At 73.8% G+C, this 14,103-nt stretch carries 8 protein-coding genes; 2 read left to right on the top strand and 6 right to left on the bottom strand.

Going from position 1 to position 14,103, the window contains the following annotated elements:
- Positions 1-7: 7 nt before the first annotated feature.
- Positions 8-2,206 (bottom strand): ATP-dependent DNA helicase UvrD2, encoded by a 2,199-nt coding sequence (locus ACH41F_RS26435; RefSeq protein WP_398837793.1) that lies wholly within the window; start codon positions 2,204-2,206, stop codon positions 8-10.
- 183 nt (positions 2,207-2,389) lie between these two features.
- Between ACH41F_RS26435 and ACH41F_RS26430 the strand changes: the two genes are divergently transcribed.
- Both ACH41F_RS26430 and ACH41F_RS26425 read left to right on the top strand, forming a co-directional pair.
- Positions 2,390-2,647: a mycoredoxin gene (locus ACH41F_RS26430; RefSeq protein ID WP_391232974.1), complete on the top strand. Its 258-nt coding sequence runs from the start codon at positions 2,390-2,392 to the stop codon at positions 2,645-2,647.
- A gap of 141 nt (positions 2,648-2,788) precedes the next feature.
- Entirely contained in the window at positions 2,789-3,601 is an 813-nt protein-coding gene (locus ACH41F_RS26425) for a phosphotransferase (RefSeq protein WP_398837791.1), read from the top strand.
- 159 nt (positions 3,602-3,760) lie between these two features.
- Here ACH41F_RS26425 and nudC read toward each other — a convergent pair whose 3' ends face one another.
- From nudC to ACH41F_RS26400, 5 genes are all read right to left on the bottom strand, one after another.
- Positions 3,761-4,702: an NAD(+) diphosphatase gene (gene nudC, locus ACH41F_RS26420; protein ID WP_391232976.1), complete on the bottom strand. Its 942-nt coding sequence runs from the start codon at positions 4,700-4,702 to the stop codon at positions 3,761-3,763.
- A gap of 66 nt (positions 4,703-4,768) precedes the next feature.
- Positions 4,769-6,181, bottom strand: a complete 1,413-nt coding sequence (locus ACH41F_RS26415; RefSeq protein WP_391232977.1) for a dipeptidase — start codon at positions 6,179-6,181, stop codon at positions 4,769-4,771.
- A gap of 10 nt (positions 6,182-6,191) precedes the next feature.
- Positions 6,192-9,707: a UvrD-helicase domain-containing protein gene (locus ACH41F_RS26410; protein ID WP_398837789.1), complete on the bottom strand. Its 3,516-nt coding sequence runs from the start codon at positions 9,705-9,707 to the stop codon at positions 6,192-6,194.
- 116 nt (positions 9,708-9,823) lie between these two features.
- Positions 9,824-13,393, bottom strand: a complete 3,570-nt coding sequence (locus ACH41F_RS26405; RefSeq protein ID WP_398837787.1) for a UvrD-helicase domain-containing protein — start codon at positions 13,391-13,393, stop codon at positions 9,824-9,826.
- 275 nt (positions 13,394-13,668) lie between these two features.
- On the bottom strand, positions 13,669-14,034 hold the full coding sequence (locus tag ACH41F_RS26400) for an MGMT family protein (protein ID WP_398837785.1): 366 nt from the start codon (positions 14,032-14,034) through the stop codon (positions 13,669-13,671).
- Positions 14,035-14,103 lie beyond the last annotated feature (69 nt).

The following is a 14,103-nucleotide window of genomic DNA, read 5'->3' as shown; positions in this document are numbered from 1 at the left end:
GTTCGGATCAGTTCTCATCTTCTTCCGCCCCGGGGTCCTGGCCTGCGCAGATCGCCAGCACATCGGCTCCGTACCGGTTGAACTTGCGGACGCCGACGCCGGAGATCCGCGCCAGCTCCCCCTCGTCGTCGGGGACGGCCTCCGCGATCGCCATCAGTGTCTTGTCGGTGAAGACGCAGAACGCGGGCTGTCCGCTGCGCCGCGCCTGCTCCGCCCGCCACTCGCGCAACCGCTCGTAGAGGCCCTCGTCCATGGTCGACGGACAGTCCTCGCACCGCATCAGCTTCATCTCACCGGCGTCGGTGAGGGTGCGGCCGCAGACCCGGCAGCGGGCCGGGGTGCGCTGGGTGCGGCGCGGCCGGGCCCCCGCCGCGCCGCTGCTGAAGCCGTGCTCCACGCCCGGGGAGCCGACTGCGGCGCCGCGGCTGGCCGTGCCGGTCGAACCGGGTCGCAGGCCGTCGAGGAAGCGGCTGGGGCGCCGGGTGGGGCGTCCGCCCGGCGCGCGGGAGAGCGCCCAGGAGACATGCAGGTGCTCGCGGGCGCGGGTGACACCGACATAGAGGAGGCGGCGTTCCTCCTCGATCTGCTCGTCGGTCTTTGCGTAGGTGATCGGCATCATGCCCTCGGCGACCCCGACCAGGAACACGACGTCCCACTCCAGGCCCTTCGCCGAGTGCAGGGAGGCGAGGGTGACGCCCTGGACGGTCGGGGCGTGCTGGGCGCCGGCCCGCTCGTCCAGTTCCGCGACGAGGTCGGCGAGCGTGGCGCCGGTCCTGGCGGCGGCGAAGTCCTGCGCCAGGTTCACCAGGGCGGCCAGCGACTCCCAGCGCTCCCGGACCGCGCCGGAGCCCGCCGGGGGCTCGGAGGTCCAGCCCTCGCCGGAGAGCACGGCACGCACCTGGGAGGGCAGGTCGGGGGCGTCGTCCAGTCGCGAGTCGTTGCCGCCGAAGCGGGCCGCGCCGCGCAGGCTGACGATGGCTCTGCGCACCTCAGGGCGGTCGAAGAACCTCTCCGCGCCCCGCAGCTGATAGGGGACGCCCGCGTCGGCGAGGGCCTGCTCGTAGGTCTCGGACTGGGCGTTCGTACGGAACAGGACGGCGATCTCGGCGGCGGGGACGCCGGCGGCCATCAGCTCGCGGATGCGCCGGGCGGCGCCTTCGGCCTCGGCGGGTTCGTCGGTGTACTCGGTGTAGACCGGCTCGGGCCCAGGGGCGCGCTGGGAGACCAGTTCCAGGCGGTGGTCGGCGGCGCGGCCGCTGGCCTGGGCGAGCAGGCCGTTGGCGAGACGGACGACCTGCGGGGTGGAGCGGTAGTCGCGGACCAGCTTGACGACGGTGGCACCGGGGTGGCGGGTACGGAAGTCGAGCAGGTGGTCGGGGGTTGCGCCCGTGAACGAGTAGATCGTCTGGCTGGCGTCGCCGACCACGCAGAGGCTGTCCCGGTCGCCGAGCCACAACTCCAGCAGGCGCTGCTGGAGCGGGCTGACGTCCTGGTACTCGTCGACGACGAAGTGCTGGTACTGGGCGCGGACCTGGTCGGCGATGTCGTGCCGGTCCTGGAGGACCGCCACCGTCAGCAGCAGGACGTCCTCGAAGTCGATCACTGCGCGCTCGCGCTTGAGGTCCTCGTAGGCGGCGTAGAGCTGGGCGATCTCACCGGGATTGCGGGGGGCGACGCGGCCCGCCTTGGCGGCGGCGGGGGCGTAGTCGGCGGGGACGGTCTGGGTGACCTTGGACCACTCGATCTCGGCGGTGACGTCCCGCAGCTCACCCCGGTCGAGACGGATGCGGCAGGCGGCGGCCGCGTCGGCGACCAGCTGGATCTTGCGGTCGACGAGCCGGGGCATGGAGCCGCCGACCGCCTTCGGCCAGAAGTACTGGAGCTGGCGCAGGGCGGCCGAGTGGAAGGTGCGGGCCTGGACCCCGGCGGCACCGAGCTGGCGGAGCCGGCCGCGCATCTCTCCGGCGGCACGGTTGGTGAAGGTGACGGCCAGCACGCTGGAGGGCTGGAGGATGCCGGCGCGCACTCCGTAGGCGATCCGGTGGGTGATCGCCCGCGTCTTGCCCGTCCCGGCGCCGGCCAGCACGCACACCGGGCCGTGCAGGGCCGTGGCGACCTCGCGCTGCTCGGGGTCGAGCCCTTCGAGCACCGCGTCGGCCGAGTCGGGGACCTGCGGGAAGAGCGAGGAGTGCGTTGCTGCTGTCACACCGCCATGCTGCCAGGTCGGCGGAGACGGCTGTGCCGGTTGTCCACAGGTGGGGGCTCGCGGTCGTACTAATGCGGCAGGCGTCACCCGCCAGGGCGGAGCGGGCCGGGAATGGCGCCCGGGCGGCAGGCGTTCTCCCCCTGGACGACCTCTTCCCCGAGCCAACCGAGGAGCGCGCGAGACATGCAGGGCACTGTGACGATGTACAGCACCACGTGGTGCGGTTACTGCCAGCGGCTGAAGAAGCAGCTGGACCGCGAGGGCATCGCGTACACCGAGATCAACATCGAGCAGGACCCGGCGTCCGCGGCGTTCGTCGAGAAGGCGAACGGCGGCAACCAGACGGTCCCGACCGTCCAGGTGGTTCCCTCCACCGGTGGCGCCGAGGTCGTGATGACGAACCCGAGCCTTGCCCAGGTGAAGCAGGCGCTCGGCGTCTGAGCCGGACGAGGCCCATGAGCACATGAGCACATGAGGCCCATGGACAGATGAGGCCCGAGACCCCCGACCGGCCTGGCGCCGGATCGGGGGTTTTTTGTGTACCCGGCCGGTGCTGGGCGGCTCGGCGATAGCGTGATCGACATGACGACCGAGGACGAGACGGACGGCGAGACGCTGGTCGGAGGCATGGCGAACGCGGGCGCGGTCCGCCGCCGGGGTGCGTGGGTGGAGCGTCCGGCACCGCGTCACGCACACGCCCTGCACGCCCACCTCCTCGCCCTGCAGGAGCACGGCTTCGACGCGGCTCCGACTCCCGTGGGGCTGACCGCTGACGGCCGCGAGCAGCTGACCTTCATCCCGGGCGACGTGCCTCTGCCACCGTTCGCGCCCTGGGTGTTGACGACCACCGCTCTGGAGTCGGTGGGAATCCTGCTGCGCCGCCTGCACGCGGCCGGCGCGGCAATCGCTGTCGACACGGACGTCGAGTGGCCCCAGGACCTCGCCGACCCGGAGGGAGGGACGATGCTGTGCCACAACGACGTGTGCCCGGAGAACGTCGTCTTCCGCGACGGTCGGGCCGCCGCCCTGATCGACTTCGACATGGCTGCTCCGGGCCGCCCTCTCTGGGACGTCGCCATGGCCTCGCGCTACTGGGTACCGATGCTCGATCCGACCTCCGCGGCCGCCCTGCACCCCGGCGGACTGGACGCCTCCGCGCGGCTGCGCGTCCTCGCCGACAGCTACGGTCTCTCGCCGGGCGAGCGTGCCGAACTGCCCGGCGTGATCGAGCAGGCCACGGAGGTCTGCCGGACGTTCGTCTCCCGCCGCGTGGCCGATGGCGATCCCGTCTACCTCCAGGCGCTGGCCGACCGCGGCGGCTGGGAACGCTGGGACCGCCTTCAGACCTGGCTGACCGCCCACCGCGAGACGTTCACCGCCGCGCTGCTGGACTGACGTGCCGTACCTGGACTGACGTGCCGTACGACGCGACAGGGGCCGCTCCCGGTGGGGCGGCGGCCCCGCCCGCGTGTCGTCACACGCTGCGCGTCGGCAGCGGCTTGCCCGTACCGGAGCTACAAGCTGCGCGTCGGCAGCGGGCTTGCGGTACCAGAGCTACACGCTGCGCGTCGGCAGCGGCTTGCCGTACCAGAGCTCGATCAGGCGGGCCGCGATCGAGATGCCGTACGGCGGAAGGACCTCGCCGGAGTCGAAGGCGGCGCCCAGTTCGTCGCGGGAGAACCAGCGGGCCTCGCTGATCTCGTCGCCGTCGACGTTGATCTCGGTGGTGGTGGCGCGGGCCAGGAAGCCGAGCATGAGGCTGGACGGGAACGGCCAGGGCTGGCTGGCGACGTACTCGACCGGGCCAATGGTGACGCCGGCCTCCTCGAAGACCTCGCGGCGCACCGCCTGCTCGATGGACTCCCCGGGCTCGACGAACCCGGCGAGCGTCGAGAAGCGGCCCTCGGGCCAGTGGACCTGGCGGCCGAGCAGGATGCGGTCGTCCTCGTCGGTGACGGCCATGATCACGGCCGGGTCGGTGCGCGGGTAGTGCTCGGCGCCGCAGGCCTGGCAGCGGCGGATGTGGCCCGCGGCGGCGATGACGGTGCGCTCGCCGCAGCGGGAGCAGAAGCGGTGGGTGCGCTGCCAGTTCTCCAGGCCGACCGCGTGCACCATCAGGCCCGCGTCGCGCGGTGACAGCAGCAGTCCGGCCTCGCGCAGGCCCGCCGGGCGCGCCGACTGGTCGATGCGGCCGGGCAGCGTGTCCTTCTGGAGGGCGAAGTAGCGCACGCCGTCCTCGTCGATGCCGAGGAAGTAGCGGTGTGCCTCGGTGAGCGGGGCCTCGAAGGACGGTGTCATGACGAGTTCGGTCCGGCCGTCGGCCGTCTCGTCGATGAGGACCTGACCGCCGGAGACCACGAAGCAGCGCGTCGTGGGGTGGCTCCAGGCCGCCGCGAGCCAGGCCTCGTCGAGCCGGTGGTGGGCGGCCCGGTCGATGCCGCTGGCGGCGGTGAGCGAGATGGGTCGGTCGGCGGTGTGGTCGGTCCAGGTGGTCACGGGTGCTTCCAACTCCCCCGGTGGAACGGATTGTTTCGGCGGGACATGTGACGGGACGCGGGGTGGTCAGGGCGCATGGGACCAGTGCTCCGCGAGGTCTTCCCACAGGTAGGCGGTGGCCTCGACGCCCTTGAGGAGCAGGTCGAGCTCGACCTTTTCGTTCGGCGCGTGCCAACCGTCGGAGGGGACCGAGATGCCGAGGAAGAGCACCGGGGCGCCCAGCACCTCCTGGAGGTCGGCCGCCGGACCCGAGCCGCCCTCGCGGGTGAAACGGACGGGCTGGTCGAAGGCGCGGCCCATGGCGCGGACGACGGACTGGAGGGCCGGGTGGTCCAGCGGGGTCAGACACGGGCGCGTGGCCGCACCGAACGTGATCTCGCAGCGGATGCCGGCGGGCACCTGATCGGCCACCCAGGCGCGGACGGCCTTCTCCACGTGGTCGGGGTCCTGTCCGGCGACCAGCCGGAAGGACAGCTTCACCATCGCGGAGGCCGGGATGATCGTCTTGCTGCCGGGGCCCTGGTAGCCGCCGCCGATGCCGTTGACCTCGGCGGTGGGGCGGGCCCAGACGCGCTCCAGGGTGGTGTGCCCGGCCTCGCCCTGGGTGGCGTGCGACGCGGCCGTGCGCAGCCACCGCTGCTCGTCGAAGGGCAGCTCGGCGAAGAGTTCGCGCTCGCGGTCGGTGAGTTCGACGATGCCGTCGTAGAAGCCGGGGACGGCCACGCGTGCGTGCTCGTCGTGCAGGGCGGCGACCAGGCGGGCCACCGCGGTCGCCGGGTTGGGGACGGCGCCGCCGAAGGAGCCGGAGTGGATGTCCTGGTCGGGGCCGTGGAGCCGGATCTCGCACTCGGCGAGGCCACGCATGCCGGTGCAGACGGTCGGGGTGTCCTCGGCCCACATGCCGGTGTCGGAGACGATCACCGCGTCGGCGGCGAGCCGCTGCGCGCGCTCCTCGACGAGGGCGCGGAAGTGCGGGGAGCCGGACTCCTCCTCACCCTCGATCAGCAGCTTGAGGTGGACCGCGGGGGCGGTACGGCCGGTGGCGGCGAGGTGGGCGCGGACACCGAGTGTGTGGAAGAACACCTGGCCCTTGTCGTCGGCGGCCCCGCGCGCGTAGAGGCGGTTGCCCCGCACGACCGGCTCGAAGGGCTCGCTGTCCCAGCCGTCCTCCCGGGCGGCGGGCTGCACGTCGTGGTGGCCGTAGACGAGGACGGTCGGGGCCCCGGGGTCCTGGGCGGGCCATTCGGCGAAGACGGCGGGGGCGCCCGGTGTCTCCCAGACCTCGGCGGTCGTGAAGCCGGTCTCCCGGAGTGCGGCGGCGAGCCAGTCGGCGCTGCGGCGTACATCGGGCGCGTGGTCGGGCTGGGCCGACACGGAGGGGATGCGCAGCCATTCCGCGAGGTCGTCGAGGAAGGCGGTGCGGTGCTGCTCGATGTACGTACGGACAGCGCTGACGACACTGTCAACGGGATGGCTCATGGTCACGAGCCTATCGGCCCGCACCGACATCCTCGCTGGGCGGTTCCTCACACTGTGCTCGCGCGGAAGGATCCTCCCGCAGCAGCCGCTCCAGCGCGCGCCGGTCCGCGAGATCGCCCGGCCGCACCACCTCTCCGCTGCGGACGTACACGAACGCGGCCGTCACCGACTCCAGGGGCACTCCCTGCTGCTCGGCCCAGGCGACCCGGTACAGGGCGAGCTGGAGCGGGTCGGCGGAGCGGTCCCGGCTGGTCTTCCAGTCCACGATCTCGTACGTCGCCCGCTCCCCGTCGCCCTCCTTGTAGACGGCGTCGATACGGCCCCGCACCACGCGGCCGGCGATGGCGAGCTGGAAGGGCGCCTCGACGCGGTGGGGCGTGCGGTGGGCGAACTCGGTGCGTTCGAAGGCGTCCTTGAGGGCCTCCAGGTCGCGTTCGTCCGCGATCTCGGCGTCGCTGCCGGGCAGCTCCTCGGGCTCCAGCATGGGCAGCGTCAGCGCTTCGAACCGGGATTCCACCCACGCGTGGAACCGGGTGCCTCGGCGCGCGGCGGGTTGTGGAGGGCGTGGCATGGGGCGCGCGAGTTCCTGCGCGAACCCGTCCGGGTCCGCGGCCAGCCGCAGCAGCTGGGAGGCGGTGAGCGAGGCGGGCAGGGGTACGTCGGTGACGGCCTCCCGCGCGCGCAGGAGCTCGCCGGTGAGGGCGTCGAGGTCGCGGTCCCAGGAAGCGAGGGTGCGGGCCTCCTCCGGGGTCAGGCGGGGGCGTGCGGGCTCGGCGTGCTCCCAGGTGTCCGGGTCCGTGGGATGCGCACGCGCGTGCTCGGTCCCGGCCGGGTCGGATGCCGTCGCCTGGTGCGGGACGGTGGGGCGGTCCGTCGGCCAGGTGTCCCAGTCGGCGGAGCCGTCGGGGAAGGGGTCTGGGAAGGGGTCGTCCTCTTCGAAGAGAGGCTCGTCGTCCTGGGGCGGCGGCGGCCAGTCGGGGTCGTCGTAGGTGTCGGGGTCGTGGGCGGCCGCGGGGTGGCCCTCCGCGAGACGGTCAAGGTGGGCGAGGACGGTCTCGGCGGCGGCGCGACGGCGGGCCAGGGCCGCGTCGTCCAGGGGCAGGGGCCAGACCTGGTCGGCGTCGGCCCGGTGCAGGGCAGGGTTCTCCGCGCCCTCGGCGGGCTCGTCCGCCCAGGCCTCGATCTCGCCGTGGCCCGCTTCGCAGTGCTCGTACAGGGCCCGCAGGAAGTCGGAGGGGCCGCGGGGCTTCTTCTGGGCCGGGCCCCACCAGTGGCCGGAGCCGAGGAGGAGGGAGCGGGGGCGGGTGAAGGTGACATAGCCGAGGCGGAGCTCCTCGGTGCGCTGGTGGTCCTTCATGGCCTCCTGGAAGGCCTTCAGGCCGCGTGGGTCCCAGCTCTCGACGTCCGGCAGGGTGGCCGCGTCCCCGCGCAGCTCGTGCGGCAGCACCTTGCCCTGCGCGGTCCACTTCTCGCGCCCCTGCGTGCTGGGGAAGGTGCCGGTGACCAGGCCCGGCACGGCGACGACGTCCCACTCCAGTCCCTTGGACTTGTGCGCGGTGAGCACCTTGACGGTGTTCTCGCCGCCGGGCAGCGCGTTGTCGAGGCCCTTCTCGTACTGCGCGGCGGTGCGCAGGAAACCCAGGAAGGCCAGCAAGGTCGCCTCGCCGTCGCCCGCGGCGAAGGAGGCGGCGATGTCCAGGAAGTTGGACAGGGTCTCGCGGCGGCGGGCGGCCAGGGCGTGCGGTGACGCCGACAGCTCCACCTCCAGACCGGTGACGGCGAGCACGCGGTGCAGGACGTCCATCAGCGGGTCCGAGAGCGAGCGGCGCAGGTCGCGCAGCTCGGTGGCCAGGCGGGCGAACCGCACGCGCGCGTCCGGCGAGAAGGGCAGCCCGTCGTCCTCGTGCTCGATGTCCAGCGGCAGCTCCACGAACGTGTCCAGAGCGTCCGCCAGCGATATCACCTCGGACGGGTCGACCCCCTCGACGGCCTCGGCGAGCCGCCGGTCCCGGTCGTCGCCCGCGTCCACGCGCGCGTGGGCCACGAGCCGCCGGGCCCGGCGCCCGAGCAGGGCGAGGTCGCGCGGGCCGATGCGCCAGCGGGGGCCGGTCAGCAGCCGGACCAGGGAGGCGTTGGCACCGGGGTCCTGGAGGACCTCGCAGACGGCGACCAGGTCGGCGACCTCGGGCAGGTGCAGCAGTCCGGACAGGCCGACCACCTCGACCGGGACGTCCCGGGCCACCAAGGCGCCCTGGATCTCGGCGAAGTCGGTCGCCGTGCGGCACAGGACGGCGATCTCGCCGGGTGCCTTGCCGGTCCGTACGAGATGGGCGATCGAGCCGGCGATCCAGTCGATCTCCTCGGCGTGGGTGGTCAGCAGGGCGCAGCGCACCACACCGTCGCGCTCGGCGCCGGGGGCCGGGCGGAGGGCCTCCACGCCCGCGTGCATGGCGCGCAGGGGCTCGGCGAGGCCGTTGGCGAGGTCGAGGAGGCGACCGCCGCTGCGGCGGTTCTCGCTGAGCGCCTGGCGGGTCGCGGGGCGGCCGTCGGCGTGCGCGAAGTGCTGGGGGAAGTCGTCGAGGTTGGCGACCGAGGCGCCGCGCCAGCCGTAGATCGCCTGGCAGGGGTCGCCGACCGCGGTCACCGGATGTCCGGTGCCGCCGCCGAACAGGCCCGCCAGCAGGATGCGCTGGGCGACCGAGGTGTCCTGGTACTCGTCGAGGAGGACCACGCGGAACTCGTCGCGCAGGATGCGGCCCACCTCGGGGATCTGGGCGAGTTCGGCGGACAGGGCGATCTGGTCGCCGAAGTCGAGCAGGTCGCGCTCGCGCTTGGCCGCGCGGTAGCGGCCCACCAGGTCGGCGAGTTCACGGCGGGCGGCGGCCGCCTCGGGGACCTTGCGCAGGTCGGCGTTGGTGAGTTTCGCGCCCTGGAGGGCGAGCAGCAGCTGCGCGTCGTACGCGCGCAGGGCTTCCGGCCGTACGAGGTGTTCGGAGAGTTCGGCGTCGAGGGCGAGGAGGTCGCCGACGAGGTCGGGGAAGGAACGGGTCAGCGAGGGGTAGGGGCCGGGGGCCTCGCGCAGCACCCGCGCGGCGAGCTGGTAGCGGGTGGCGTCGGCGAGGAGGCGGGAGGTCGGCTCCAGGCCGATGCGCAGGCCGTGGTCGGTCAGCAGGCGGCCGGCGAAGGCGTGGTAGGTGGAGATCACCGGCTCCCCGGGCGGGTTGTCCGGGTCGATGACGTCGGGGTCGGTGATGCCCGCCCTGACGAGCGCCTTGCGGACGCGCTCGGCGAGTTCACCGGCGGCCTTGTTGGTGAAGGTGAGGCCGAGAACCTGCTCGGGGGCCACCTGACCGGTGCCGACCAGCCACAGCACACGCGCCGCCATCACCGTCGTCTTGCCCGAGCCGGCACCGGCGACGATCACCTGCGGGGCGGGCGGCGCGACGATGCACGCCATCTGCTCCGGGGTGAACGGGATGCCGAGGAGCTCCTTGAGCTGTTCGGGATCGGTGATACGGGCGGGCATGGGGCAGAGGCTAGCGGCGCCCACTGACAGTCGAGGACGAATCACCCGCCGGACGGCCTCCGGGGCGCAAGAGGCGCAGGTCAGCACGCGTGGTGCAACCGATCACACCGGTACGCTCACTCGACCACGTGACGCCCTTCGGGCCGCGCGCTGCACGACGCACGGAACGCGCAGTGCGTGCAGTGCTGTCCGGCGCTCGGGGTGAACCGCTCGTCGAGGACCTTGCCGGCCGCCGTGGCGAGCAGGTCACCGACCCACTCCCCCGCCGCACCCTCGAGGCTTTCCTGGGCCTGCACCTTGGGCAGCGTCTCGCCGCCGTCCCGCTTGGCCGCGCCCTGGCGCAGCTGGACGAGTTCGGCGCCGCCCGGCTGCGGTCGTTCGCCGTCGAAGGCCTCGTCGACCGCGCCCTCGCGGACGGCCAGCTGGTAGACCGCGAGCTGCGGGTGGTGCTCGACCTCGCGCGCGGTGGGGGCCTGTTTGCCGGTCTTGAAGTCGACGACGTAGGCGCGGCCCTCGGCATCCGTCTCGACCCGGTCCATCTGGCCGCGGATGCGCACCTCGTAGTCGCCCGCCTCCAGGGTCACGTCGAAGTCGTGCTCGCTGGCGACCGGGGTGCGTCCGGCGCGGTCCATCACGTGCCACTTCAGGAAGCGTTCGAGCGCCACGCGCGCGTTCTCCTTCTCCTGCGCCGACTTCCAGGGCGCGTCGAAGGCGAGCGCGTTCCACACGGAGTCGAGGCGCTCCATGAGGACGGCGAGGTCGGCCGGGGTGTGGCCGGAGGCGACCTCGTCGGCGAGGACGTGGACGACGTTGCCGAAGCCCTGGGCGACGGTGGCGGGCGCGTCGGCCTTCACCTCACGGCCCAGGAACCACTGGAGGGCGCAGGTGTTGGCGAGCTGGTCGAGGGCGCTGCCGGACAGCACGACGGGCTGGTCGCGGTTACGCAGCGGCACCTTGCTCTCGGTCGGCTCGTACATGCCCCACCAGCGGTAGGGGTGGGCGGACGGGACGAGCGGACGGCCGTCCTCGTCGGCGAGCGCGGCGAGCCGGGCCAGCCGGCGGGCCGCGGCCTCCCTGAGGGTGTCGGAGACGCGCGGGTCGACGGTCGTGGCCCGCAGTTCGGCGACGAGCGCGGCGACGGACAGCGGGCGGCGGGGGCGGCCCGTGACGTCCTTGGGTTCGACGCCGAGTTCGGTGAGGAAGCGGGAGGGCTGGTCGCCGTCGTCAGCGGGCGCCTTGACCGCCGTGACCACGAGTCGCTCGCGCGCGCGGGTCGCGGCCACGTAGAACAGGCGACGCTCCTCGGCGAGGAGGGCTCCCGGGGTCAGCGGTTCGGCGAGTCCGTCGCGTCCGATGCGGTCGGCCTCCAGGAGGGAGCCGCGGCGGCGCAGGTCCGGCCAGAGCCCCTCCTGGACGCCCGCGACGACGACCAGGCGCCACTCCAGCCCCTTGGAGCGGTGCGCCGTCATCAGGCGCACGGCGTCGGGGCGTACGGCACGCCGTGTGAGGGTGTCGGCGGCGATGTCCTCGGCGTCGATCTCCGCCAGGAAGTTCAGGGCACCCCGGCCGCCGGTGCGCTCCTCCGCGCGCGCGGCGGTCGCGAACAGCGCGCACACGGCGTCCAGGTCGCGGTCGGCGTTGCGGCCCGCCGCGCCACCGCGCCGCGCGGACCGCTCCAGACGGGTGGGCCACGGTGTGCCCTCCCACAGGTCCCAGAGCGCCTCCTCGGCGCTGCCGCCACCCGCGAGGCGCTCCCGGGCCTTGCGCAGCAGTGCGCCGAGACGCTGGGCGCCGCGCGCGTACACGGGGTCGTGCACCGCCAGCCGCTCCGGCTCGGCCAGCGCCCGCGCGAGCAGTTCGTCCGAGGGCGGCGGCAGCGGGTTCCCGGCGGCCCGTTCCTCGTCGCGCAGGGCACGGCCCAGCCGGCGCAGGTCGGCGGCGTCCATGCCGGCGAGGGGGGAGGCGAGCAGGGCGAGGGCGGTCTCGACGTCGAGCCAGCAGGGGGCGGGGGCGGGGGCGCCACCGGTGGGGCCGTGCTCCGGCTCCTGGGCGGCGGGTTCCACGGAGCTGTGCTCCGGGTCCTCGGCGGCGGGCTCCACGCGGCCGTGCTCCAGCCCCTGGGCGGCGGGCTCCACGCGGCTCTGCTCGGGCTCCTGGGCGGCAGGCTCCACGCGACCATGGTCTGGCCCCTCCGCGGCAGGCTCCACGGAGCTGTGCTCCGGCCCCTCCGCGGCCGACTCCCCGCGGCTGTGCTCCAAGCCACCAGCGAGCGTCTCCTCCGGACGCGCCGACGCCTCCGCGGTCGCCACCGCGCGCAGTGCTGTCAGCAGGGGTGCCACCGCCGGTTCGTGGCGCAGCGGGAGGTCGTCGCCGTCGATGTCGAGGGGCACCCCGGCCGCGGTGAGGGCTCTGCGGACCGTCGGGATCGTGCGCGAGCCGGCGCGCACCAGGACGGCCATCTCGCCCCAGGGGACGCCGTCCTCCAGATGCGCCCGGCGCAGGATGTCGGCGATGTTGTCCAGTTCGGTCCCGGGCGTCGGGTACGTGAAGACCTCGACGCGGCCGCCTTCGAGGACCGGGGCGAGTTCGCGGTGGGCGCGGACCTTCTCGGACGGGAGCCGGGTCAGCGGCATGCGCTGGGTCAGCAGGCGGGTCGCGGCGAGCAGGGTGGCGCCGGAGCGGCGGGAGGTGCGCAGGACCTCGACGGGCGCCGGGCGGCCGTCCGCGCGCGGGAAGGCGTGCGGGAAGTCGAGGATGCCGTTCACGTCGGCGCCCCGGAAGGCGTAGATGGACTGGTCGGGGTCGCCGAAGGCGACGAGGGTGCGGCCGCCGCCGGCCAGCGCGTGCAGCAGCCGTACCTGGGCCGCGTCGGTGTCCTGGTACTCGTCCACGAACACGGCGTCGTACTGCGCGGCGAGCCGCTCGGCGACCTCGTCGCGCTGGGCGAGCAGCACCGCGCGGTGGACCAGTTCGGCGTAGTCCAGGACGCCCTGGAGGTCGAGGACGTCCAGGTATTCGGCGAGGAAGGCGGCCGCGGCCCGCCAGTCGGGTCGGCCGATACGGCGGGCGAAGTCGTCCAGCGCGCCGGGGCCGAGGCCCAGTTCGCGGCTGCGGGCGAGGACCGCGCGGACCTCGTCGGCGAACCCGCGCGTGGTCAGGCAGGCGCGCAGTTCGTCCGGCCAGCGCACATGCGCGAGGCCGAGCCGCTCCAGGTCGGGCTGGCCGGCGAGCAGCTCGCGGACGGCGACGTCCTGCTCGGGCCCGGACAGCAGCCGGAGCGGCTCCACGAACAGGTCGCTGTCCTGGTGGGCGCGGACCAGGGCGTAGCAGAACGAGTGGAAGGTGGTCGCCTGGGGAGCGCGCGCGGCTCCTATGCGCAGGGCCATGCGGTCGCGCAGCTCGACGGCCGCCTTGCGGCTGAACGTCAGCACCAGCACGCGCGCGGGGTCGCCGCCGCGGGCGATCCTGGCGGCCACCGACTCCACGAGGGTGGTGGTCTTCCCGGTGCCCGGGCCCGCGAGGACGAGCAGCGGACCGGCCCTGTGCTCAACCACGGAGCGCTGTGCGGCGTCCAGTCGAGGGGGGTCCACGCGGGTCGGCGGGGTACGCACCAGTCGGTAAGCGCCACGGCTCCCCTGTCGCACCTGGGGGTGCGACAGGCGCCTGGTGGAGGAAGAGGAGCTCACGTGGTTCGCCGGTCCTGGTGGGTGTGCTGGTCGAATGGCCACCGCGCGTGGAGGGCGGTGGGCGCGGGGTGAGGGGGACGTGTGCAGCCGACGCTACGCCGAGGGGCAGATCGGAAGCAGGGCTTCCGCTTCTTCCCTCGCGACCCTCGCGGCACTCACGACACCTGTGTCCCTCGCCCCACGAACGTACGGCATGCCACCGACGTGCCCGCTTTCGCCCGTTTCCCTCGGACGGATCACTTCTCGTCCCTGGACCCGTCCGATGGCGGAAGCTGTCAGATGTGACCCTCCGCGCGTTCGCCGCCGTCCCATCGCGCCCGTCTCATGTCGAGGCGCGGCAGATGGCCCTCGGCGGCCCTGCTCGCCGTCCTCAGCGGTGTGCCCTCGGCCCGGTAGTGGTCGAGCGCCCGCAGTTCGTGGCCGGGGAGCAGCACACCGTCCGAGCGGACCACCCGCCACCACGGCGCCGCTCCCCCGTACAGGGCCATCACCCGGCCGACCTGGCGCGGTCCGCCCTCCTCCAGCCACTCGGCCACGTCGCCGTACGTCATGACGCGCCCGGGCGGGATGAGTTCGGCCACGTCCAGGATCCGCTCGGCGTACTCCGGCAGGGCGTCGCGCGGGAGGCTCTCGTCGCTCATCCGCCCCATCCTGCCCCACCCCACCGACAATGTGACGCGCTGGCGACCGCGGGGGTCCCTCGCCTCGGA

This window comes from Streptomyces sp. NPDC020489, assembly GCF_044386545.1.
Lineage (GTDB): Bacteria > Actinomycetota > Actinomycetes > Streptomycetales > Streptomycetaceae > Streptomyces.
This window is presented reverse-complemented; position numbering and strand designations above follow the sequence as displayed.

Coding starts and splice junctions, on each gene's coding strand:
- ACH41F_RS26410 (WP_398837789.1), bottom strand. CDS start 9,707: ATGCCCGCCCGTATCACCGATCCCGAACAGCTCAAGGAGCTCCTCGGC.
- ACH41F_RS26415 (WP_391232977.1), bottom strand. CDS start 6,181: ATGAGCCATCCCGTTGACAGTGTCGTCAGCGCTGTCCGTACGTACATC.
- ACH41F_RS26400 (WP_398837785.1), bottom strand. CDS start 14,034: ATGAGCGACGAGAGCCTCCCGCGCGACGCCCTGCCGGAGTACGCCGAG.
- ACH41F_RS26430 (WP_391232974.1), top strand. CDS start 2,390: ATGCAGGGCACTGTGACGATGTACAGCACCACGTGGTGCGGTTACTGC.
- ACH41F_RS26425 (WP_398837791.1), top strand. CDS start 2,789: ATGACGACCGAGGACGAGACGGACGGCGAGACGCTGGTCGGAGGCATG.